At 54.6% G+C, this 22792-nt stretch carries 18 protein-coding genes; 11 read left to right on the plus strand and 7 right to left on the minus strand.

What is annotated here, in order from left to right; translation table 11 throughout:
- Positions 1-24: 24 nt before the first annotated feature.
- Positions 25-2043 carry a S9 family peptidase gene (locus tag H4J77_RS07215; RefSeq protein WP_182247767.1) on the minus strand — a complete coding sequence of 673 codons (2019 nt, stop codon included), beginning with the start codon at positions 2041-2043 and terminating at the stop codon, positions 25-27.
- 54 nt (positions 2044-2097) lie between these two features.
- Between H4J77_RS07215 and H4J77_RS07220 the strand changes: the two genes are divergently transcribed.
- Complete coding sequence (locus H4J77_RS07220; protein ID WP_182247769.1) at positions 2098-2469, plus strand: MFS transporter; 372 nt, start codon at positions 2098-2100, stop codon at positions 2467-2469.
- A 24-nt stretch (positions 2470-2493) separates the two neighbouring features.
- On the opposite strand, the gene H4J77_RS07225 is transcribed toward H4J77_RS07220, so the two are convergent.
- The 4 genes from H4J77_RS07225 to cysK form a co-directional block, all read right to left on the minus strand.
- Positions 2494-3075 (minus strand): TetR/AcrR family transcriptional regulator, encoded by a 582-nt coding sequence (locus H4J77_RS07225; RefSeq protein ID WP_123890594.1) that lies wholly within the window; start codon positions 3073-3075, stop codon positions 2494-2496.
- 272 nt (positions 3076-3347) lie between these two features.
- A complete protein-coding gene (locus tag H4J77_RS07230; RefSeq protein WP_123890593.1) occupies positions 3348-3554 on the minus strand; it encodes a cold-shock protein in 207 nt (68 codons plus the stop codon).
- A gap of 285 nt (positions 3555-3839) precedes the next feature.
- On the minus strand, positions 3840-5555 hold the full coding sequence (gene aceK / locus H4J77_RS07235; protein ID WP_123890592.1) for a bifunctional isocitrate dehydrogenase kinase/phosphatase: 1716 nt from the start codon (positions 5553-5555) through the stop codon (positions 3840-3842).
- Between the two features lie 115 nt (positions 5556-5670).
- A complete protein-coding gene (gene cysK, locus H4J77_RS07240; protein ID WP_123890591.1) occupies positions 5671-6645 on the minus strand; it encodes a cysteine synthase A in 975 nt (324 codons plus the stop codon).
- A 130-nt stretch (positions 6646-6775) separates the two neighbouring features.
- Between cysK and H4J77_RS07245 the strand changes: the two genes are divergently transcribed.
- The 3 genes from H4J77_RS07245 (at position 6776) to H4J77_RS07255 (ending at position 10163) form a co-directional block, all read left to right on the plus strand.
- Positions 6776-7846, plus strand: a complete 1071-nt coding sequence (locus H4J77_RS07245) for a DUF748 domain-containing protein (protein WP_182247771.1) — start codon at positions 6776-6778, stop codon at positions 7844-7846.
- Between the two features lie 152 nt (positions 7847-7998).
- On the plus strand, positions 7999-8844 hold the full coding sequence (locus H4J77_RS07250; protein WP_123890589.1) for a MoxR family ATPase: 846 nt from the start codon (positions 7999-8001) through the stop codon (positions 8842-8844).
- A 140-nt stretch (positions 8845-8984) separates the two neighbouring features.
- Positions 8985-10163, plus strand: coding sequence for a VWA domain-containing protein (locus H4J77_RS07255; RefSeq protein WP_123890588.1), 1179 nt, complete (start codon positions 8985-8987; stop codon positions 10161-10163).
- A gap of 170 nt (positions 10164-10333) precedes the next feature.
- Here H4J77_RS07255 and H4J77_RS07260 read toward each other — a convergent pair whose 3' ends face one another.
- Together H4J77_RS07260 and H4J77_RS07265 are read right to left on the minus strand one after the other, a co-directional pair.
- On the minus strand, positions 10334-10801 hold the full coding sequence (locus H4J77_RS07260) for a MaoC/PaaZ C-terminal domain-containing protein (protein ID WP_123890587.1): 468 nt from the start codon (positions 10799-10801) through the stop codon (positions 10334-10336).
- The gene (locus H4J77_RS07265) at positions 10788-11735 is read right to left on the minus strand and encodes an alpha/beta fold hydrolase (RefSeq protein ID WP_182247773.1); all 948 of its coding nucleotides are present in this window, start codon (positions 11733-11735) and stop codon (positions 10788-10790) included. The genes H4J77_RS07260 and H4J77_RS07265 overlap by 14 nt, the downstream gene beginning before the upstream one ends.
- A gap of 242 nt (positions 11736-11977) precedes the next feature.
- On the opposite strand from H4J77_RS07265, the gene H4J77_RS07270 reads away from it, so the two are divergent.
- From H4J77_RS07270 to H4J77_RS19930, 7 genes are all read left to right on the plus strand, one after another.
- Positions 11978-13666: a long-chain-fatty-acid--CoA ligase gene (locus H4J77_RS07270; RefSeq protein ID WP_123890585.1), complete on the plus strand. Its 1689-nt coding sequence runs from the start codon at positions 11978-11980 to the stop codon at positions 13664-13666.
- A 243-nt stretch (positions 13667-13909) separates the two neighbouring features.
- A complete protein-coding gene (gene fadD1 / locus H4J77_RS07275; RefSeq protein WP_182247775.1) occupies positions 13910-15595 on the plus strand; it encodes a long-chain-fatty-acid--CoA ligase FadD1 in 1686 nt (561 codons plus the stop codon).
- A gap of 87 nt (positions 15596-15682) precedes the next feature.
- Complete coding sequence (gene hrpA / locus H4J77_RS07280) at positions 15683-19582, plus strand: ATP-dependent RNA helicase HrpA (RefSeq protein ID WP_182247777.1); 3900 nt, start codon at positions 15683-15685, stop codon at positions 19580-19582.
- A gap of 67 nt (positions 19583-19649) precedes the next feature.
- A complete protein-coding gene (locus H4J77_RS07285; RefSeq protein ID WP_158611290.1) occupies positions 19650-20543 on the plus strand; it encodes an alpha/beta fold hydrolase in 894 nt (297 codons plus the stop codon).
- A 209-nt stretch (positions 20544-20752) separates the two neighbouring features.
- On the plus strand, positions 20753-21874 hold the full coding sequence (locus tag H4J77_RS07290) for a beta-ketoacyl-ACP synthase III (protein WP_123890581.1): 1122 nt from the start codon (positions 20753-20755) through the stop codon (positions 21872-21874).
- A 27-nt stretch (positions 21875-21901) separates the two neighbouring features.
- A complete protein-coding gene (locus tag H4J77_RS07295; RefSeq protein WP_123890580.1) occupies positions 21902-22507 on the plus strand; it encodes an RNA polymerase sigma factor in 606 nt (201 codons plus the stop codon).
- Positions 22501-22752, plus strand: a complete 252-nt coding sequence (locus tag H4J77_RS19930) for a zf-HC2 domain-containing protein (RefSeq protein ID WP_123890579.1) — start codon at positions 22501-22503, stop codon at positions 22750-22752. Before H4J77_RS07295 ends, H4J77_RS19930 begins: the two co-directional genes overlap by 7 nt.
- Positions 22753-22792 lie beyond the last annotated feature (40 nt).

Below are 22792 nucleotides of genomic sequence, written 5' to 3' on the forward strand. Positions count from 1 at the left end.
TGTCCGGCTAATCTACTCGCTAGATTAAGTAATTACCGTCAGCAGAAAGCAGTACTCTTCGGCAACTTCGCGCATCGCCTGGTAGCGTCCGCTGGCGCCACCATGGCCGGCGGTCATCTGGGTGCGCAGCAGCAGGGGTTGGTCGTTGGTGCGCAGGTGACGTAACTTGGCAACCCACTTTGCTGCTTCCCAGTACTGTACCCTGACGTCATGAAATCCTGCGGTAACCCATAGGGCAGGGTAGTCTTGAGTCGTGACGTTTTCATAAGGTGCATAGCCTTTAATCCTCGCTGCAACTTCAGGCTCGCGTGCGTCCCCCCACTCTTCGTACTCGCCGACTGTGAGTGGCAGGTCAGGGTTGTTCATGGTGTTCCAGACATCGACAAAGGGGACGTCTGCCACCGCCGCAGCAAACAACTCCGGCCGCTGATTAATGACATTGCCAATCAATAGTCCGCCAGCACTGCCACCCGCTATGACCAGGTGTTGGGGGCTGGTTTTGTTGGTGCTGATCAGGTGTTCGGCGCAGGCGATAAAGTCGGAGAAGGTATTCTCTTTATGCTGCAGCTTGCCTTGTTGGTACCAGTGTTCTCCCATGTCAGCACCGCCACGTACGTGAGCGATGGCAAATACCCAGCCACGATGTAGCAATGATAGGCGAGCGTGAGAAAACCAGGGGTCCATGGAGGCGCCATAGGAGCCGTAACCATAAAGATATAGCGGGGCTTCACCCTGGGTGTCTTTGTGACAGATCAAGCTGATGGGGATGTGCGTGCCGTCCTTTGCCTTGGCCCATAAGCGCTCAATCAGATAATCGTCGGGATCGAAAATACCTTCGACGGGCGTTTGCTTGAGCACATGTTGTTCGCCGGTTGCCAGCGTCAGCGCGCGCACTTCGGCGGGGCGATTGAGCGACTCGTAACGCAGGCGAATTTGTGGGCTGCTATATTCTTCACCGCCCTGCACGCTCAAACTATAGACCGCGTCTGGCATCGCCAGGGTGTAGCTATTGTTGCCTGTTACGCGCACCTCTAGCTGGGTAAGCCCGAGATGGCGATATTGCAGTACCAGTGCAGTGCTCTGCAGGCTTATCTCTTCCAGCGTGCGCTGTGGGTCTGGTGGCGTCACCAGTTCCCAGTTTTCCAGACCGGGCTTGCCGGCATCGCAGCTATAGAGGCAGAACATCTCGCCAAGCCGATTACTGCGAATCATGAAGCCATCGCTGCCGTGGTCCGCATCATACTCGTGGTCAGCCTCGCGACTGGCGAGGCAGCGCAACTGAGCTGTTGGCTTGTCTGCGGGAAGGTAATGTATTTCACTGGTGTTTTTGCTATTGCTGCTGACGCAGATGTAGCGCTCTGAGCTACTCAGGTAAGCGCTGACATAGAAACGCTGGTCCGGGTCATGGAACACCTGTGCCGGCTCAGTGCCTGGCTGTAAGCGCCATAGCGTCGACGGGCGTGACGTCTCATCCATGCTGACAGCAAAGAGTGTCTTGTTGTCCTGTGCCCAGCACAGGCTGCCGTCCGCGTCGTCCAGACTAAGTTCCTGTGTTTGCATGTCGTCCAGTGAGAGCAGAAACAATCGGTAGGTCTCATCGCCCTGTGTGTCCAGGCTGTAGGCTAGCCAGCGCTGGTCGGGGCTGATACTGAAGTCGCCAAGTTGCAGGAATTCTTCACCGCTGGCGAGGCTGTTCAGATCCAGAATTAGTTGCTCGCTGGGTTTGTGTATCTCCAAGCTATCGGCAACGGATCTTTCGCAGCGGTAAAAGCGGGGGTATTCGGCGCCTGCTTCTGTGCGTTGGTAGTAGAGCCAGTTACCTTTTGGGCTGGGTAAGCCCAGATCGGTTTCACGAATACGGCCACGAATCTCCTCGAATAAAGACTGTTCGAGCGCTTTATGCGGCTCTAGCCAGGCGTCGGTATGCGCATTCTCTGCATTAAGGTAGGTGGTTACCTCGGGAGCTTCTCGCTGCTCTAACCAGACGTAGGGGTCAGCACCGTTCTGGCGGCGGGCTAGAGGCTGTTTGTTATCAGGACGCATGGAATAAAAACCGTTATGATGGGCCGCGTAATTTAGCCGAGTGGAAAACTGTCGATGTTCAATGAATCAGAATACCAAACCGTGTGGCTGTTTTATCTGGCAGCAGCAGCAGGCTGCTGGCTGGTTTGGTGGAAGCTGACTGGATTGATCAAGTGGTGGTTTATTCGTGAACCATTGTGGGTAGCAATGGCCGTTTTGCTGTTTACGCCAACTCAAGTGGCGGCGAGTTCAGCATGGCAGGCGCCCGCGTTTTTGATCTACCTGCTGGATACCATCCTATCAACTGGAGATAACCAGGCGCGTATGCTGGGCGAGATAGCCTTGGTAATGGGTGGGGCGCTGGTTGCCTACCTTTTGTTTGCCGGTCTTCGAGCGCTGTATCACTATCTGCGGAGCCGGGGTGAGCCGGCCGTTAGTGAGCAGTGAAGTAAGCTGAGTGTCGAGCGGCGATTATTCGCCGCTACGCTGCTCGTTCATAATGCGTGCAAGACGCATTATCTGTTCCTGAAACTCGGTACGTTGCGCATCGGTCATTGGGCACATGCCCAGCTGTTCAAACAGCCGGTAGCCGCGAACCGAGAAAAACAGAATGCTGGCTTGGGCCAGGCCCAGCGGTGACTTCGCCAGTATGTCGAACAAGCCCTGTACGTTGTCCGCGCTGGTTTGCAATAACGCTGGATCACTAGCGGCTGCTGCGAAGATCGCTGAATCAAGATTCTTTTCCTCGCTGGACTCACTCATGTTGCTGAGCAGCAAGGCCTTAAGCTCGCGCATGGGTTCGTCAGGCAGCACACTTTCGTAAGCACCCCAGCGCACCCTGAAGCGTTCCAGACGATACTCAATCATCGCGGTCAGTAGGGCTTCCCGGTCAGGGAATAGAGACCTGATATCGGGCTCGGCGATTTCAGTGCGTGCGCTAAGTGTTTCAAATGTCAGTTGTGATGCGCCAAGCTCGCTAACGATAGCCTCGGCGGCACGAAAGATGATGACCTTAACTGCTTCCGGGTTTTGACTACGACCCAAATTGTCCACTGAAAAACCCCCTTTTGATAGTGGTCGACGCTGCCGGCGGGAAGTGTATTGCTGGCTGCGGTAAACGAGGCGTGATGCTAATGGGGATGCTGTTAACCCGTCGCCTGAATAAGCGATGGTGCAGGTACCGAAGCCTCTACTGTATGCGCCATAGGGTACGATGTAAGAGCTTGTGAGGCGAGCAATTTTTCTGCGCGTGGGCAGGGCAGGGACTAAATTATGGGCAACAAAAAACCCGGCCTAAGCCGGGTTTTTTGGTTCAGAGGTTGGGATTAACCAACGATCTGAATGTTTGCAGCCTGCTTGCCCTTAGGACCAGTAGTGATGTCGAAAGACACCTTCTGGTTCTCGGCCAGTGACTTGAAGCCCTGTACCTTGATTTCGGAGAAGTGGGCGAACAGATCATCACCACCGCCATCTGGAGTGATGAAGCCAAAACCTTTAGTGTCGTTGAACCACTTAACTGTACCAGTTGCCATTTCGGATAATTCCTATCAAATTGAAATACTTGAGCTTGCACTCAATTAAAGCGTGGGAATCAAAGATTGCGAGAATGACAAACTTACGTACTGAAAAGTGCGCTTGCAGCCTACAACTCTATCTCTTGAAAACCTACGCGCTCACTCTGCGCCTTTCAGTAGTACAAGTCAAGAGGTCTTCACTTATCACTGTCGGGCTCGAATAAACGAAATTCAGTATACGACAGTTTTCAGAAATAACACGCCTTTCGTCGGTTTTTTTACAATATAAAGAGCGCTACCTATTTATACCGCAGGCTGATGCCGGCGGTACGGGTACACGTCAATAACCTGGCCATCCTTGATCTGCTGCTGCAGGCCCTGCCAGTAGCTGGCGTCAAACAGGTCGCCATGCATTTTGCAGAACTGTCGTCGGTGCTTTATGTCGGCAAACAGAAAAACCGGGAACTCCTCTGGAAAGACGTCGTTAGGGGATACCGAGTACCAGGGCTCTGAGGCCATCTCTTGCTCTGGGTAAAGGGCTTCCGGAATGACGCGAAAATTGATCTCGGTGAGATAGCTGATTTCATCATAGTCATAGAACACCACTCGGCCGTGGCGGGTTACACCAAAGTTTTTCAGCAGCATGTCACCTGGGAAGATATTGGCCGCTGCCAGTTCCTTGATGGACTTGCCGTAGTCGTAGAGTGCTTCTTCGGTTTTGGTTTCGCTGGCCGTTTCCAGGTAGATATTGAGTGGCGTCATGCGCCTTTCGGTCCAGCTGTGGCGGATCAGGATGACATCACCTTCTTCAATCACAGTTGAAGGTGCTACCTCCAAAAGCTCTTGCAGACACTCAGGATCAAAGCGATCGCGGGGAAAACGGAAATCGGCGAATTCCTGGGTGTCGGCCATACGACCCACGCGGTCGTGACGCTTCACCAGTCGATACTTCTCAATGACGGTGGCGCGGCTGATGTTCTTGGAAGGTGCGAATTTGTCCTTGATGATCTTGAATACGGTATTGAAGCCGGGCAGGGTGAATACGCTCATCACCATGCCGCGTACACCAGGCGCCATGATGAAGCGGTCTTCCGAATTGGCCAGGTGCGAAATCAACGCGCGGTAAAATTCAGACTTGCCCTGTTTATAAAAACCGATGGCGGTATAAAGCTCTGCTATGTGCTTTCCAGGGAGTAATCGCTTTAGGAAGGCAACCATTTCGCTGGGTACCGCCGCCTCGACCATAAAGTAGGAGCGGGTAAAGGAAAAAATGATCGAAACTTCCGACTCATCAGTGATCAGGGTATCAACGCTGATGCCCTTACCCTCGCGGTGCAGTAGAGGCAGAACGAAAGGCCACTGCTCCTGTTGGCTGATCAATCGTCCGACCAGGTAGGCGCCTTTATTGCGATAGAACACGTTTTGTACCAGTTCGATGGTTAGTCCGTGATCCATCTGTGCCCAGTCGGGCAGGCCTTGCTGCAGTTCAGCGACAATCATGTTGGTGTCGCGGTCAATATCTTCCCAGGGCGTAGTAAAGCTGAACTCTTGCAGAACCTGGCGAGCCAGGTTCTGCAGTGAGCCATCGGATATAAAACCACGGGTTAAAGGATTGCGCGACGGCGGCCGACTGGCTGGTCGAGTGCTATGCACGAACATGGTTTCATCGCTGATCTGGTCATGCCGATGCAGACAATAAAAGATGGAATTAAACCAGGTTTCTGCCAACTCACCGTCAAAACGCTCCTCAATGGCGTCTATGTAGGCCAGGCGAATAGCGGGCCAGTTGGCAGCGTCAGTTACTGAGGAGCCTGCCTCGGAGGCTGCAAGCTCCTTTGCAGTACGATGCACCTGGTCTTCATAGGCGTTGATACGCTGGGTTGACGCTTCCTGAATATCGTTCCAGCGCGCCTGTTCGAAGCGCTCACGGGCACCGGCAGTCAATTCACGGAACTCGGCACGGTATAAATCGAAGCCTGCCAGTATCTGTTGCGCAATGAGATCGGGAGAGTAGGGCATTAAAGATAGCCTGTTGCGGAGAGTCATCCCAGCAGCATAGCTAGTCGAGGCGCTGTGCGGAAGCGTCAGCGAGATAGAAACTGCCGCACACATCCGTGGCGGCAGCGATCATTGCTTACTGAACGTTTTCCTGTTCGCTGAACATATCGGCAAACAGCATGGTCGAGAGGTAGCGTTCACCCGAGTCAGGCAGAATGACCACAATAGTCTTGCCCTGCATTTCTGGTTCTTCAGCAATGCGCACGGCTGCGGCCATTGCAGCGCCGCAGGAAATCCCGCACAGAATGCCTTCTTCGCGCATCAGGCGCAGGGCCATTTCTTTTGACGCGTCATCACTGACCTGCTCGACGCGATCAACCTGGCTCAGGTCCAGGTTGCCCGGTACAAAGCCAGCGCCAATGCCCTGGATCTTGTGCGGACTGGGTTTTACCTCTTCGCCAGCAAGGGTCTGGCTGATGACGGGTGAGCTGACAGGCTCAACAGCGACGGAAATGATCTGCTTGCCACAGGTCTGTTTGATATAGCGGGAAACACCCGTGATGGTGCCGCCCGTTCCAACACCGGATACCAGCACATCAATGCTGCCTTCGGTGTCGTTCCAGATTTCCGGGCCTGTCGTTTTTTCATGGATACTCGGATTGGCCGGGTTCTCGAACTGCTGCAATAAAATGAAGTCCTCGGGATGCTGTTGCGCCAGTTCAGTGGCCTTTTCAATAGCCCCTTTCATGCCCTTGGCAGGTTCAGTCAACACCAGTTCAGCGCCCAGTGCCTTGAGTACCTTGCGGCGCTCCAGGCTCATGGACGCAGGCATGGTTAGCATGAGTTTGTAGCCACGGGCGGCGGCGACAAAGGCCAGGCCGATGCCAGTATTACCTGAGGTCGGTTCGACTATGGTCATGCCCGGCTTTAAGCGGCCGGATGATTCGGCGTCCCAGATCATACTGGCGCCGATGCGGCACTTGACTGAATAGGCGGGGTTACGCCCTTCGATCTTGGCCAGGATATTCACGCCTTTCGGGCCGAGTCGATTGATCCTCACCAGTGGCGTATTGCCGATGGCTTGTGAATTGTCTGCAAAAATACGGCTCATGCCTGAACTCCTGTGGGCAGTGGTGGTATGCGGTAGCATGGCTAACGATAGATAAGCCATTTAGCCTATGCCCGGGGGCAATATCCGTCAATTGAGATGAACTGTCGTTAGCCTATAAGGTCAATCTGCAATGAACCGAAAAACGCGTTACCTGCTGATTCCTATCGTGCTGTTGGCAATCTTGTTATTGCTGGTGCACTTTTTGCTGCCTGTTTATGTCAAGGACGTGCTTAACCAGAAGATGGCCAGTATGGGGGATTACCGTGGCCACGTTGACGACGTAGACATAGTGCTGTGGCGGGGTGCATACCGCATGCAAGGCCTCGAGATTATCAAGGTAAATGGCAATACTCAGGCGCCTTTCCTGCGGTTACCCGAAACCAACGTCAAGATTCGTCTGCGTCCGTTCTGGAGTGATGGTGTTCTGGTCGCCGAAATGGAACTCAATGAACCTCAGCTAAACTTTGTTGATGGTGATACCGATGAGCAGAAACAGGCCGGTAAAGGCGTGGACTGGCGTGAAAAAGTCCAGTCGATTCTGCCTGTGCTGCTTGACCGAGTCGATGTCAATAAAGGCATGGTCGCCTTCCGCAATTTCAACTCTGAGCCGCCGGTTAACCTGTATGTGAATGAGCTTGATCTGACGATTCTGAATTTGACCAATGCCAAGCAGCAAGAGGGCTCGCGCGACGCCAGCGCTGAGGGGAAGGGGTTGTTTCTCGGGCAGGCGCCAATTGAAGCCTCAGCCAAATTTGACCCGCTGGTGCGCATGCAGAATTTTGATTTTCGTTTGCGCATGACGGATCTGCAGTTGCCTCGTCTGAACGACTTTGCCTCTGCTTACGGCAACTTCGACTTTAAAGATGGTACGGGTGATCTGGTGGTTGAAGCCAAGGTGCGTGACAGTCAGCTCAGCGGCTACGTCAAACCACTGCTGCGCAACGTTGATGTGTTTGATATGAAGCAGGACCTTCAGAACGAGGACAAAGGCCTGTTTCGAGGTATCTGGGAAGCGCTTGTTGGCGGCAGTCAGCAAGTGCTGCAGAATCAAAAGTTGGATCAGTTTGCCACCCGTGTCGAGCTATCCGGCAGTGTGGAGCAGGCTGACGTCAGCTCTTTTCAAGCCTTCCTCGGCATTCTCAGGAACGCCTTTGTCGAGGCCTTCAGTGCGCGCTTTGAGCAGGTTCAGGACGAGCGTTAAAGCGGTCTTGCTTATAGTGATGGCGCCATATCATTCAAATTTTGAATGCTCTACCTGCGTTTACAGCTGATTTGCCTGCGCGCTATAGTTTCAGATCACATTTCTCCTACGTATTGCCTGGTCTAACCGGGCTTCGGCCCAAGGAATATCCGATGAAGTTTGAAGGCACTCAGTCCTACGTCGCTACCGACGACCTGAAACTGGCAGTTAACGCTGCCATTACCCTGGAACGTCCGCTGCTGATCAAGGGTGAGCCTGGCACGGGCAAGACCATGCTCGCCGAGCAATTGGCAGAGTCTTTGGGCGCCAAACTGATTACCTGGCACATCAAGTCCACGACCAAAGCGCATCAGGGTTTGTACGAGTACGATGCGGTCAGCCGTTTGCGTGATTCTCAGCTGGGTGTCGACAAGGTGCACGACGTCGCCAACTACATCAAGAAGGGCAAGCTCTGGGAGGCCTTTGAGTCTGAAGAGCGCGCCATTCTGCTGATCGATGAAATCGACAAGGCCGATATCGAGTTCCCGAACGACTTGCTGCAAGAGCTCGACAAGATGGAGTTCTACGTCTACGAGACCAATCAGACGATCAAGGCTAAAAAACGTCCAATTATCATCATTACCTCCAACAACGAAAAAGAGCTGCCGGATGCGTTCCTGCGCCGTTGTTTCTTCCATTACATCGCATTCCCTGATCGCGACACGATGAAGAAGATCGTTGATGTGCATTTCCCCAAGATCGAGACGCATTTGTTGTCTGAGGCCATGGATATCTTCTTTGACGTGCGCAAGGTGCCCGGCCTGAAGAAGAAGCCCTCTACCTCTGAATTGGTTGATTGGCTTAAGTTGTTGATGGCCGATCAGATCCCCGAAGCGGTGTTGCGTGACCGCGATCCCACCAAGGCGATTCCTCCGCTTTACGGGGCGCTGGTCAAGAATGAGCAAGACGTGCAGCTACTTGAACGTCTGGCCTTCATGACCCGCCGTCAAAACCGCTAAGGAAACACCGAAGACCATAGTGCGCGAGATGGCAGCTAGTTATTGCTAACAAGGGTAAGGGCGGTGCAGAGGCTGTATTGCCCTGTCTGTTTTAACTCGCGTGCTGACTTTTACTGTGTTTCCCCGACTGGGAGGTGCCCATGTTACTGGGCCTGTTCAATGAAATGCGGGCAGCTAAGGTGCCGGTATCGGTACGCGAACTGCTCGATCTGATCAACGCGCTCAAGCACCACGTCGTTTTTGCCGACATGGACGAGTTTTACTATCTGGCGCGTACGGTCATGGTTAAGGACGAGCGTCATTTCGACAAGTTCGACCGTGCGTTCGGCGCCTACTTCAAGGGGCTGGAAAACCTTGATCAACTGATCGAGGCGATGATCCCGGATGACTGGCTGCGCAAAGAGTTCGAGCGCATGCTGAGTGACGAGGAAAAGGCCAAGATTGAGTCTCTCGGTGGTCTCGACAAGCTGATTGAGGAGTTCAAGAAACGTCTCGAAGAGCAGAAAGAGCGGCATGAAGGTGGTAACAAGTGGGTAGGAACCGGCGGCACCAGTCCGTTTGGCTCCGGTGGTTATAATCCCGAAGGCATTCGCGTTGGTGACGCCGGCAAGCGCCAGGGCAGGGCAGCCAAGGTGTGGGATCAGCGCGAGTACAAGAATCTGGACGACCAGGTTGAGCTGGGTACTCGCAATATCAAGGTTGCACTGCGACGGCTGCGCAAGTTTGCTCGCCAGGGCGCCGCAGACGAGCTGGATATTGACGGCACCATTGATCACACCGCCAAGGATGCGGGGCTGCTGAATATTCAGATGCGTCCGGAACGCCGCAATGCGGTCAAACTGCTTTTGTTGTTTGATATCGGCGGTTCTATGGATGCGCATATCAAGGTGTGCGAGGAGTTGTTTTCGGCCTGCAGAACCGAGTTCAAACACCTTGAATACTATTACTTCCACAACTGTGTTTACGAATCAGTTTGGAAGAACAATATGCGTCGCACCAGTGAGCGCACCTCGACCATTGATTTGCTGCACAAGTATGGTCCTGACTATAAAGTGATCTTCGTCGGTGATGCTGCCATGGCACCTTACGAAATCACCCAGCCTGGCGGCAGTGTTGAACACTGGAATGAGGAAGCCGGTCACGTATGGATTCAGCGCTTTAAAGAGAAGTACAAAAAGCTTATCTGGATCAATCCGTATCCCAAGGATGCCTGGGAGTACACAACCTCGACCCAGATCATGCGTGATCTGATCGAAGACAAAATGTACCCGCTGACCTTGCAGGGCTTAGAGGACGGGATGCGACATTTGAGTAAATAGCCAGCCGCTATTTACTCAAATGCTGGAAGCTTGAAGCTAAAAGTCTGAAGTGGCTGGAATTAATTTTGGCTCTCTCAGTTGCCCCTAGGTCTCTGAACCCCAAGACTTTCCAGCTTCCAGCTTCCAGCTTCCAGCTTCCAGCTTCCAGCTTCCAGCTTCCAGCTTCCAGCTTAAAAGCTGATAGGCGGAAGTGCCGGTTTAGGAATAGCTGTTTTTTCGGTTGGCGCCATGACGGTTGCCACACCGTCAACCACCTTTTTGCCGTCCTGGTTGAACACGCGGGTAGCGATTTTGACCCGGTTTTTCGGCAGCTTTTCGAGCACTTCCAGCTCGATGCTGATGGTGTCGTCCAGGCGTACCGGGCGCAGAAAGCTCATTTCCTGGCCGATATAGATAGTGCCCGGGCCAGGCAGCTCGCAGGCGATGGTTGCCGATATGAGCGCACCGGAAAACATACCGTGGGCGATACGGCCCTTGAAGGGGGTGTTGGCCGCAAAAGCCTCGTCCAGGTGCACCGGGTTTACATCGCCGGACACCTCGGCAAACAGGATCAGGTCGCGCTCTTTGACCAGGTGGTCAACACGAACGCTATCGCCCACATTGAGTTCGTCGTAGGTGCGGTTTTCAAGCATTTTCATCAGCAGGATTTCCTAGGCTGTCGAGTGAAAGAGTGGTCATTATCCAGCTCAGCATGTCGCTGGTAACCTGATCCCGGTTGATCTCGTTAAAGACCTCGTGACGGGCTTGCGGATAGAGCAGCAATTCTACCTTTTTGAGCTGTGCCTGCTGCAAGCGTTGTTGTAATTTGCGTAAGCCGTGGCCGGCGCTGACCGGATCTGCGTCGCCACCCATGATCAGTAGCGGCAAGGTGGGTCTTATGTGCTGCAACTGCTCTCTATTGGCAATTCGCAGCAGGGTTGAAAACAGCTCCTGCCAGTAGTCAGCGCTCAGAGTGAAGCCACACATGGGGTCATTGATATAGGCATCCACTTCGGCTGGATCGCGGCTAAGCCAGTCGAATTCGGTACGATTTGGGGTAAATGCCTTGTTGAATTGACCGAAGCTGAGTTTGCCCAGTGTCTCAGCGGCAGCGCCATCCGCGCGCATCAAGCCCTCAATACGTGCCGCCAGGCGGCCAACCCGGCTGAGCCCGGGCGGATGAGCATTGCTTCCACTGAGGATGACTGCATCGATCAATGCCGAATGCTGCAGCAGAAAACCCTGTGCCAGGTAAGAGCCCATGCTGTGCCCAAGTAGTATCAGCGGAGTGTCAGGGCAGAGTGAACGCACTGACTGGACCCAATGCAGTAGATCGGCTTCCAGTGCCGCCCAGCCCCCCACTAACTGGCCCAGCTGGCTGGCTGCATCAGGCCCGTGGCCACGCAAGTTGGGGGCGTAAACGGCAATGCCTTGGCGAGTAAGAGCCTTGGCCAGCCTGGCATAGCGCGCACCATGCTCTGCCATGCCGTGGCAAATGATCAGATTGGCGCGAATCCGGTCTGCAGGTTGCCATTGCGGCATCATGTTCAAATCGCGGGTGTTAACACTGCTTGAGCTGCTGGCGGAATCCATAATGGATGGTGTCCTGATTTTTTATTCTGGGTCCTGACAGGTTAATCCAGTGCCTGCGTTCGGGGCGAGAGATGCGTGATATTCACAAACCAAATGAAACACATCCGCAGTTTGTATTTGGTGAGTCAGCTGTTAGTTTTGAGAATCTTTGCGCAATCGACTGACTCAGACAATCGAGTCAGGGCTTGTCGCTAGCCAGATCAGCTCATAACAAATGCACTAAGCGAAAGAGGATAAAAATAATGGACGCATCCTTCTGGGACGATAAACGGCCTAACGGTGTCCCAACCACGATTGATACCGCCCAGTACTCATCAATCATTGATGTCTTCCAGCAAGCCTGTGCCAAGCACGGTGACCGCCCGGCGTTCAGCAATATGGGCGTCACGCTCAGTTATGCTGACCTCGACCGCTATTCGGCTGCGTTTGCCGCCTATCTGCAGCAACATACCAACCTGCAGCCTGGCGACCGTATCGCAGTCCAGATGCCTAATGTGCTGCAGTTTCCTATCGCCGTTTATGGTGCGATGCGCGCGGGGTTGGTCGTGGTTAACACTAACCCTCTATACACAGCCCGCGAAATGCGCCACCAGTTCAAGGATTCGGGCGCGCGCGCGTTGATCTTCATGAATGTGTTTGGACACCTGGTGCAGGAAGTACTACCCGACACCGAGATCGAATTTCTTTTTGAAGCACGTATTGGTGACATGCTGCCTGGCCTCAAGGGCATCATCACTAATGCGGCAGTTAAATACGTCAAAAAGATGGTGCCTGACTATCAACTACCCCAGGCAGTATCCTTCAAGAAAGCGTTGAAACAGTGCCAGGGCCAGAGCCCCTCTGCAGTGACCAAAACGCTCGATGACGTTGCCGTGCTGCAATATACCGGCGGTACTACGGGTGTGGCCAAGGGCGCCATGCTGACGCACGGTAATCTGGTCGCGAATATGCAGCAGGTGTATGCCAACATGCAGCAAATTGGCAGCGACGGCAAAAAGATCAGCAACGACGCAGGTGAAGTTGTTATTGCTCCGTTGCCGCTTTACCACATCTTTGCCTTTACCGTTAATTGCATGTGCATGATGATCGCCGGGCACCACAACGTATTGATTACCAATCCGCGGGACATTCCCGGCTTTGTTGCTGAACTGAAAAAGTGGCCGTTCTCCTCAGTTGTTGGCTTGAATACGCTCTTTGTTGCCTTGATGGATCATCCGGAATTTGACCAGATCGACTTCTCGCACCTTAAAACCACAGGCTCCGGTGGCACGGCGCTGGTGAAGGCGACAGCGGAGCGCTGGGAGAAGAAAACCGGCTGCAAGATTGGTGAGGGTTATGGCTTGACCGAGTGTTCGCCCGTGGTGACCTCAAGCCCGGGTGATGGCCTGGCACGTATTGGCAGTGTAGGTCTTGCCGCCGTAGGTACAGCGCTCAAGGTAGTAGATGAGGAAGGTCGTGAGCTGGACATCGGCGAACGTGGTGAGCTTTGCGTGAAGGGGCCGCAGGTGATGAAAGGCTACTGGAACCGTCCTGAGGCAACCGAGGAAGTGCTGGATGCCGACGGCTGGTTCCATACGGGCGACGTGGCAATCATTGATGCTGACGGCTTTGTATCCATTGTTGACCGCATCAAGGATTTGATCATTGTATCGGGGTTCAACGTTTATCCGAATGAAATTGAAGACGTCGTAGCCGCCCATCCCAAAGTAGCCAATGCTGCAGCTGTGGGTGTGCCGGATGAAAAATCCGGTGAAGCCGTTAAGCTGTTTGTTGTCGCAAACTCAAAAGACCTGACCGTTGACGAGTTGAAGGACTACTGTCGGGCTAACTTTACAGGCTACAAGGTACCCAAGTACTTCGAGATCAGAGAGTCTCTGCCTATGTCCGCAGTGGGCAAAATTTTGCGCCGGGAGCTGCGCGACGAGAAGTAGAATTTCTCAGGCGTGTGACTGCTCAGTCAATCACACGAATCGCGCAACAGCGCGTAGTCCGCGTGTTAGAGCCGTTTTCGGGGGTGCTGGTCTGCCCCCGGAAAAGCTGATAGTCTTCGGAACGCCTCGATTGCAGATATAAGGATATTTTATAAATCTGCAGCGAAATGTGCTTATAAGCACCTTAAAACCATAAGACATCAGCGGCAAATTCATGCCGATTGCGTTCAGGAGCGGGCTTTTATGCTTGAGAATTTCTGGAAAGATAAATATCCAGCGGGCGTTTCCTCAGAAATCAATCCCGATCAGTACCCTAATATTCTGGCTGTTCTCAAAGAGTCCTGCGAACGCTTCGCCAATAAGCCTGCTTTTACCAATCTTGGCAAAACGCTCACCTACGGTGAGATTTACACCCTTTCTGGTCATTTCGCAGCCTATCTGCAGAAGCACAGCGGCCTGCAGCCTGGTGACCGTATTGCTGTACAGATGCCAAACGTACTGCAATATCCTGTCGTAGTCTTTGGCGCTATGCGCGCTGGCTATGTCGTGGTGAACACTAACCCGCTTTACACACCGCGGGAAATGGAGCATCAGTTTAACGACTCGGGTGCCAAAGCCTTGGTTTGCCTGGCCAATATGGCTCATTTGGCGGAAGAGGTAGTGCCTAAAACGGGCGTAAAGAAGGTCATCGTTACCGAAGTGGGCGATATGCTGCCGCCTTTGAAACGGTTCCTGGTAAACACCGTGGTCAAGCACGTCAAGAAGATGGTGCCTGCATACTCAATTCCCGGCATGGTCAAATTCAACGATGCCATGTCGAAAGGCCGCAGCCTCTCGTTTACTGAGTCCACACCTGGCGCCGAAGATCTGGCGGTGCTGCAATACACTGGCGGCACAACCGGCGTTGCCAAGGGTGCCATGCTGACCCACCGCAATCTGGTTGCCAACATGTTGCAGGCCAAGGCGCTGATGGGCGCCAACATGATTGATGGCGAAGAGGTGATTATTTGCCCCTTGCCGCTATATCACATCTACGCCTTTACCTTTCACTGCATGGCGATGATGCTCAGCGGTAACCACAATATTCTGATTACCAATCCCCGCGATATGGATGCCTTCGTCAAAGAGCTGGCGCAGCATCGCTTTACCGGTTTTGTGGGTCTCAATACCTTGTTTGCTGGCCTGTGTAATAACGCAGCGTTTCGGGCGCTGGATTTTACCGGCTTCAAAATCACCCTGTCTGGCGGCATGGCGCTGCAGCTGGCTACCGCTGAGCGCTGGAAGGAAGTGACTGGCAGCCCGGTGTGTGAAGGCTTTGGCATGACGGAAACCAGCCCGGTTGCGACGGTCAATCCCATCAGCGACATCCGTTTGGGCACTATTGGTATCCCGGTCCCGTCTACGCTGTGCAAAGTGATTGATGAAGACAATAACGAACTGCCGCTCGGTGAGCGCGGTGAGTTGTGCGTGAAGGGGCCGCAGGTGATGAAGGGCTACTGGCAGCGTAAGGAAGCGACCGAAGAAATCCTCGATGCTGATGGCTGGCTCAAGACGGGCGATATTGCGATTATTCAGGAAGATGGTTATCTGCGCATTGTTGACCGCAAGAAAGACATGATTCTGGTCTCGGGTTTCAATGTGTATCCGAATGAGCTGGAAGACGTTATGGCAGCCATTCCAGGTGTTGCTCAGTGTGCCGCTATTGGCGTGCCGGATGAGAAGTCTGGCGAGGCCATCAAGGTGTTCCTGGTCAAGAGTGCGGGCACCAACCTGAGCGAAGCAGAGGTCAAGGAACACATGCGCAGTAACCTGACCGCCTACAAAGTACCCAAGTTTGTCGAGTTTCGCGACAGTTTGCCGACCACCAACGTTGGCAAGATTCTGCGCCGCGAACTACGTGACGAAGAGTTGAAAAAACTGGCAGGCTAAACGCCTGCAATAGTGGTCGTATTTTTGCGACAATGAAGCCCCGTCTGGCTGAGCCCGGCGGGGCTTTTTCATGCTACAGGATGCTCCATGCCCGCCTCAGATACTCGTACTCCCGACTTTTCCCGTGTTATGGCGGCTGACCGCAACCGCTTGCAGCAGCAGTATCGCAAGCTGGGTGAGGGCGCGGACGCAAAAGCCAGCAGCGACTGGGTCAAACGGTTTGAGGCCTCCGCTGCCAAGGTGGAGGCGCGTCAGGCGAGTATTCCGAACATTCGTTTTGTCGATAGTTTGCCGATCGCCGATAAGCGTGAGCAGATCAAAGCGGCCATTGCTGCGCACCAGGTGGTCGTCATCGCGGGTGAAACCGGTTCGGGTAAAACTACTCAGTTACCCAAGATCTGTCTGGAGCTGGGCCGTGGCACGCGCGGGCTGATTGGTCACACACAACCTCGTCGTCTGGCGGCACGGAGCGTGGCAAGCCGAATTGCTGATGAGCTGGCGACGCCACTGGGTGAACTGGTGGGCTTTCAGGTGCGCTTTACCGATCAAAGCTCTGAAAAGTCGCTGATCAAACTGATGACCGACGGTATCCTGCTCGCCGAGACCCAGAATGATCGATTTCTTAATCGTTACGACACTATCATCATCGATGAAGCCCATGAACGCAGCCTGAATATCGACTTTCTGCTCGGGTATCTGAAAACTATTCTGTCCAAGCGGCCTGATCTAAAAGTGATCATTACGTCCGCAACCATTGACCTTGAACGCTTCTCTCAGCATTTTGATAACGCGCCAGTGATTGAAGTGTCGGGTCGAACCTTTCCGGTGGACGTCTGGTATCGGCCGCTAAGTGCGGAACAGGACGAAGAAGGTAATGTTGTAGAAGAAGACCTGAGTATTGATCAGGGCATCGTCTCCGCGCTACGCGAAATTGATGAGCATGAACGTACGCAGCGGCAGCCGCCCGGCGATGTACTGATCTTCCTGCCGGGCGAACGCGAAATTCGCGATACGGCTGACTATCTGCGCAAGGCAAACCTCAAACACACGGAAATTTTGCCACTCTACGCGCGGTTGTCAGCAGCCGAGCAACAGAAGATCTTTGCCTCCCACGCTGGCCGCCGTGTCGTGCTGGCCACCAACGTCGCAGAAACCTCCCTGACGGTGCCGGGCATCGTCTACGTGATAGATCCGGGTGAGGCGCGTATCAGCCGTTATAGCCCGCGCTCGAAAGTACAGCGGTTGCCGATTGAAGCGGTGTCGCAAGCCAGCGCTAATCAGCGCAAGGGCCGCTGCGGCCGGGTTGCTCCGGGGATTTGTGTGCGCTTGTATGCCGAGGATGACTTTAACGGCCGTCCAGCCTTCACCGATCCGGAGATTCGTCGTACCAATTTGGCGTCGGTGATACTGCAGATGCTGCATCTGCGCCTGGGCCGTATCGAAGATTTCCCCTTTATTGAACCGCCGGATAGCCGCGCCATCAGCGATGGTTTTACCTTGCTGCAGGAGTTGGGCGCGGTGGATCGCGCTGGTGCGATGAGTCATCTGGGTCGGCAATTGGCCCGACTGCCGGTGGACCCGCGAATTGGGCGCATGTTGCTCGAAGGCGCACAGCAGGACTGTCTGCATGAAGTTGCCGTTATTGCCAGTGCACTGTCGGTTCAGGACCCGCGTGAAAGGCCAATGGAGAAGCAGCAGGCCGCAGACCAGGCGCATACGCAGTGGGCCGATGAGGTGTCGGACTTTGCCGCTTTTCTTAACTTGTGGGCAGGGCACGAACAGCAACGTCAGGCGCTGACACAGGGGCAATTGCGTAGTTGGTGTCGGCGCAACTTTCTCAACTTTTTGCGGCTGCGCGAGTGGCGCGAAACCCATCGGCAGATCCGTCTGACGTGCCGTGACCTGGGGCTCAAGGAGAACACCCAGGCCGCAGGCCATGAGTCGATTCACAAGGCCCTGTTGTCCGGCCTGCTTAGTCATCTCGGTAACAAGACCGAAGAAGGGGACTACCTCGGGGCACGGCAACGGCGGTTTCTGCTGCATCCGTCATCTGCGCTGGCAAAGAAGAAACCGGCGTGGGTCATGGTGGCGGAATTGACCGAGACACGACGGTTGTACGGTCGCCTGGCAGCCAAGGTTGATCCGGCCTGGATTGAGCCATTGGCAGCCCACCTGACGAAAACCAGCTACAGCGAACCACACTGGGAGAAAAAACGCGGTCAGGTAGTCGCCTTTGAGCAAGTGACGCTTTATGGGCTAATTATTGTCCCGCGGCGCAAAGTTCACTACGGCCCGATCGATCCCGTGGTGTCGCGCGAGCTCTTTATTCGCCATGCGCTGGTGGGTGGTGAATGGCATGGTCGGGCGGCATTCAACAAGGCCAATCAGCAGCTCATCAGTGAGCTGGATGCGCTTGAGGCCAAGTCGCGTAAACGCGACATCGTAGTGGATGACGAGACGCTGTACCGCTTTTTTGATCAGCATATACCAGCCGATACCGTCCAACTGGCGAGCTTCGAGCGTTGGCTGAAACGCAATGCAGAACAGCAGCCCACGTTATTGCACATGACCCGTGAGGACCTGCTACAACGGGAGGCCGATGAGGTCAGTGCCGATCTCTATCCCGATGTGTTGCGTTGGGAATCGGTTGCGCTACCACTTAGTTATCACTTTGAGCCAGGCCATCGCGAAGACGGTGTCACGGTCAAAATACCGGCTTCGTTGTTACGCCGTATTCCGCAGAGCCGGCTGGAGTGGCTGGTGCCCGGCTTGATCTTTGATAAGTGCGTGGCGCTGGTGCGCGGCTTGCCCAAGGCATTGCGCAAAAACTTTGTGCCGGTGCCCGATTTTGTGCGCGCAGCGCTTGAGCGCATGCCGTTTGCTGAAGGCAGTCTGACCCAGGCACTGGGCCGCGAGCTGACCCGCATGACCGGGGTTCGATTGGATGAGCAGAGCTGGGATAACATTGAGCTGGAAGACCACCTCAACATGCGTATTGAGGTGGTCGACGCCAGCGGTAGCGTGATCTGCAGCGGCCGAGATTACAGTGCGCTTTGCGGTGAGCTGGAAGGGCGACCGATGGAGCCCGAGTCCAGCAGCGATCAAGACGCCTCGCCGCGCGACGAAAATACTCAGCCGCCCGGTTCCTACGCTTTACCCGGTAGTTTGATCCGTAAGCAGGCAGGTATCGCAGTCAATGTTTATCCGGCCTGGGTAGAGCAGGGCGACGAGGTGATTGAAAAGCTATTCGATGTGCCTCAGATAGCCGCTCAGCAGCATCGCCTGGGTATACAGCGCCTGTTATTGCAGGCACTACCGGAACAGGCCCGGCTGCTAAGGCAGAAGACCCAGGCGCTCAAGGATGCGGCTATCTACTATCGCGAGTTGGGCACCCAGAAACAGCTCACCGATGACGTGTTGCTCGGCGCGATTGACCGGGTCTTCCTCGCGGACGCTGAAGAGCTGCCTCGTGACCCCGCGGGGCTCAAGGAACTGCTTGAGCAAAAACGGGCAGATTGGGTCCCCAGTGCTGAACAACTGGCGCAGCAAGTGTTGGGGATACTCAAGCAGTGGCACGGCCTGCGTAAGCGCTTCAAGGGCAAGGTGGAACTGGCTCATGCGCTGGCGATGAATGATGTGCGTGATCAGCTGGCGAACCTGGTCTACCCCGGTTTTGCCCGTACCGTACCCACCGAGTGGCTAGGGCAGTACCCACGCTATTTGAGTGCTATCGAGCAGCGCCTCGACAAGCTGCCAGGCCAGGTGCCGCGTGATCGCGCCTGGACCGACGAACTGCAGGGGTTTTGGCAACAGTATCAGGCGCTAGCCGAGAAAATGCGCCGCGAAGGCCGCTGGGATGCGCGATTGGATGAGTGGCGCTGGATGCTCGAAGAATACCGGGTGTCGCTGTTTGCCCAGCAGCTAGGTACGCGCATGCCGGTTTCGGCAAAGCGCCTGGCGAAACTTTGGCGCGAAATCACAGCCTGAGAAGCAGGCGGCCGTTACACTGGCCGGCAACAACAAAACGCTACAAGGATTTCAGGTGGAGCAGAGTGTGATTGAGACGCACGCGTTAACGGTCAACTCCGTAGAGCTACAACTGCGTTGCTTTGGCAGCGACAACACCGGCGCTGTGCTGTTACTGGTGCACGGTGCCCTGGAAGACGGTCGTGTTTTTCATCCGCGCACTGATCAAGGGCTGGCGGGTACCTTGGTCGCGGCTGGTCACACTGTCTATGTGGTTGATCTGCGCGGCCATGGGGCCAGTCAGCCAGCGCTGGCCGATGCTACCGAAGGGATGACGCAGTCAGCGCTAATCAGCCAGGATCTGCCCGCTGTGCTGGCGTTTATCAGAGCACGCCATGCCGAGCGTCCGCTGTTTTGCGTCGGTCATGGTTGGGGCGGAGTGTGGATGGTGAGTGCCTTGATACGCCATCCTGAGCTCCTTCCCGCTATCAGCGGCTTATTACACTTTGGCGTAAGACGCAGGCAGCAGCATGGCTCCGGACTGACCCGATTAGCGAGCCGATGGGTTTGGCAGCGTCTGTTGCCATTGCTAGGTAAAATCAACGGGGTCATACCGGGTCGCGCCTTGGCGATTGGCACGGCCGATGAATCAACCGCGATCTACGCCGCCAATCTGGCCTGGATGCGCGGCGAATGGCGTGATCTTGAGGATGGTTTCGACTATGCTAGCGCCATAGATAAGCTGGATTGGCCGCCTGCATTGTATCTCGCAGGCGAGTCGGATCGTCAGCAGGGACATATTGGTGATGTGCGTGATTTTGCCCGAGAGATGGGGCCACATGACGCGCAGATCGTGTTGCTGGAGAAAGGGCAGGGCTGTTCCAGGCGTTACAGCCATAACGACCTGCTGACTCACCCGCAGGCGGAAGTCGATCATTTTCCGTTGGTACTCGGCTGGCTTGAACAGCACTTGCCCCGGTAGGTCTGCTGCCTGCAAAAGGTAAATCTACGGCAACAGCTGTCGAATCATATGATTTTACTGTTTGTGAAATAGCATTTCAGGTTGAATTTACGCAGCATTGGTAAACCATGCAGCGTTGTGAAGGCCTGTTGGAAATAGAGAGTGGTTTACCGATCTTGGCGCACTGGCGCTGGGTAAACCGCGTTCATAACACGAAAAGAGGGCCGACCGTGCACAAAGTAGTGATCAGCGGAACAGGTTTGTACACCCCTACAGAAAGCATCAGCAACGAAGAGCTGGTGGAAAGTTTTAATGCGTATGTCGAGCAGTTCAATGCAGACAACGCCGCAGCCATTGAGGCCGGTACGGTAGAAGCGCTGGCCTGTTCCAGCACCGAGTTTATCGAAAAGGCCTCTGGCATCAAGAGCCGCTATGTGATGAACAAAAGCGGTATTCTGGACATCAATCGCATGGTGCCGGATATCCCTGAGCGCGCTAACGAAGAGCAGTCACTGCTTTGCGAGATGGCCGTCAAGGCTGCACACCAGGCGCTTGAGGCCGCAGGTCGCACACCTGCTGATATCGATGCGGTTATTGTGGCTTGCTCCAATTTGCCGCGAGGCTATCCGGCACTGGCCGTAGAGGTGCAGGAAGCACTGGGTATCGATGGTTTTGGTTTTGATATGAACGTTGCCTGTTCTTCTGCCACCTTTGGTATTCAGAATGCAGCCAGTGCCGTGCAATTGGGTCAGGCGCGTGCGGTACTGATGGTGAACCCTGAAGTCTGTACCGGTCATATGAGCTTCCGTGATCGTGACAGCCACTTTATCTTTGGCGACGCCTGTACTGCAGTTGTCATCGAGCGTGCCGATCAGGCCGTGTGCGAGCATCCCTATGAGATCCTGGGTACCAAGCTGCTAACCAAGTTCTCTAATAACATCCGCAACAACTTTGGTTTTCTTAACCGCGCTGACGAGTCGGGTATCGGCAAGGCCGACAAGTTGTTCGTACAGAATGGTCGCAAGGTGTTCCGCGATGTCTGCCCTATGGTGGCCGAACTGATTGGCAACCACCTGCAGGAAGTGGGGCTATCAGTCGAAGATATCAAGCGTTTCTGGCTACACCAGGCCAACCTGAACATGAACATGCTGATTGCGCGCAAGCTGCTGGGTCGTGACCCAAGTGCAGAAGAAGCACCTGTCGTGCTTGATAAGTATGCCAACACCAGTTCAGCTGGTTCTATTATTGCCTTCCACCAGAATCAACAGGATCTGCCCGTTGGTAGCCACGGAGTTATTTGCTCCTTCGGCGCGGGTTACTCGATCGGCAGTGTGGTGGTGCGCAAGCATTAATAGCCGGTCGCACCGGAGGGATCGCCAGTGACAGATGAAGATCTGTTGCTGGCGCGCCTGCGAAGCGGCGAGCAGGCGGCTTATAAAGTCTTGGTTGAGCGTTACCAGGGTGCGATGCGCGCCATAGCCATCGCCATCGTCGGCATGAGCAGTGCCGACGAGGTAGTGCAGGACAGCTGGCTATCGGTCGTGCGTAATATTGATGGCTTCGCCGGCCGAGCGAGCCTGAAGACCTGGCTGCTGACCATTACCGCCAACGCCGCTAAAACTCGTCTGAAAAAGCAACGACGAGAAGTTTTTATCGACGATATTGCCGGTCCGCATGGCACCATAGGCGCTGACCGTTTCAAAGCTGATGGGCACTGGCAACAGTCGCCGCTTGGCTGGCATACCGACTCCCCTGAAGCCCTGCTCGATGAGCAGGAGCTACGCGAGTGCCTGGACCATACCCTGACCAGTCTATCCGAGCTGCAATGCAGTGTCCTGCTGCTGCGCGATCGACAGTGTCTGGAGCTGGAAGAGATCTGTAACCTGCTCGAAATTTCGCACTCTAATGTTCGAGTACTGTTGCATCGTGCGCGCTTGAGCGTCTTTGCAACACTGGAACATTTTGAGGACACGGGCGAATGTTGACGTGCAAGGGACTGGTGGCTCAATCCAGTGATCTTCTGGATGGCAGCTTGAGTTTTAGACAGCGATTAGCCGCGCGGACGCATTTGGCTATCTGTTTTCACTGTCGACGGTTTATCCGACAAATGCGGATCAGCCAACGCGTAATACGTACTCTGCCCGAAGCGCCACTTCCCGATCTTGAGCACTTGCTGAGAGCTATCAGCGAGCAGCGCGCGGCTCAATCAGACGACCATAACGAGCGTTGATTCATATCAGGTTTCAAAAAAGAGCCTGCTTTTGTAACCG

Origin of the sequence: Pseudomonas sp. 5Ae-yellow (assembly GCF_014077575.1) — a bacterium.
GTDB lineage: Bacteria > Pseudomonadota > Gammaproteobacteria > Pseudomonadales > Pseudomonadaceae > Halopseudomonas > Halopseudomonas neustonica.

What these genes read in the sequence shown, in the direction of transcription:
- H4J77_RS07215 (WP_182247767.1), bottom strand. Translation starts at nt 2,043, where the DNA reads ATGCGTCCTGATAACAAACAGCCTCTAGCCCGCCGCCAGAACGGTGCT.
- H4J77_RS07220 (WP_182247769.1), top strand. Translation starts at nt 2,098, where the DNA reads ATGTTCAATGAATCAGAATACCAAACCGTGTGGCTGTTTTATCTGGCA.
- H4J77_RS07230 (WP_123890593.1), bottom strand. Translation starts at nt 3,554, where the DNA reads ATGGCAACTGGTACAGTTAAGTGGTTCAACGACACTAAAGGTTTTGGC.
- aceK (WP_123890592.1), bottom strand. Translation starts at nt 5,555, where the DNA reads ATGCCCTACTCTCCCGATCTCATTGCGCAACAGATACTGGCAGGCTTC.
- cysK (WP_123890591.1), bottom strand. Translation starts at nt 6,645, where the DNA reads ATGAGCCGTATTTTTGCAGACAATTCACAAGCCATCGGCAATACGCCA.
- H4J77_RS07245 (WP_182247771.1), top strand. Translation starts at nt 6,776, where the DNA reads ATGAACCGAAAAACGCGTTACCTGCTGATTCCTATCGTGCTGTTGGCA.
- H4J77_RS07250 (WP_123890589.1), top strand. Translation starts at nt 7,999, where the DNA reads ATGAAGTTTGAAGGCACTCAGTCCTACGTCGCTACCGACGACCTGAAA.
- H4J77_RS07255 (WP_123890588.1), top strand. Translation starts at nt 8,985, where the DNA reads ATGTTACTGGGCCTGTTCAATGAAATGCGGGCAGCTAAGGTGCCGGTA.
- H4J77_RS07260 (WP_123890587.1), bottom strand. Translation starts at nt 10,801, where the DNA reads ATGAAAATGCTTGAAAACCGCACCTACGACGAACTCAATGTGGGCGAT.
- H4J77_RS07265 (WP_182247773.1), bottom strand. Translation starts at nt 11,735, where the DNA reads ATGGATTCCGCCAGCAGCTCAAGCAGTGTTAACACCCGCGATTTGAAC.
- H4J77_RS07270 (WP_123890585.1), top strand. Translation starts at nt 11,978, where the DNA reads ATGGACGCATCCTTCTGGGACGATAAACGGCCTAACGGTGTCCCAACC.
- fadD1 (WP_182247775.1), top strand. Translation starts at nt 13,910, where the DNA reads ATGCTTGAGAATTTCTGGAAAGATAAATATCCAGCGGGCGTTTCCTCA.
- hrpA (WP_182247777.1), top strand. Translation starts at nt 15,683, where the DNA reads ATGCCCGCCTCAGATACTCGTACTCCCGACTTTTCCCGTGTTATGGCG.
- H4J77_RS19930 (WP_123890579.1), top strand. Translation starts at nt 22,501, where the DNA reads ATGTTGACGTGCAAGGGACTGGTGGCTCAATCCAGTGATCTTCTGGAT.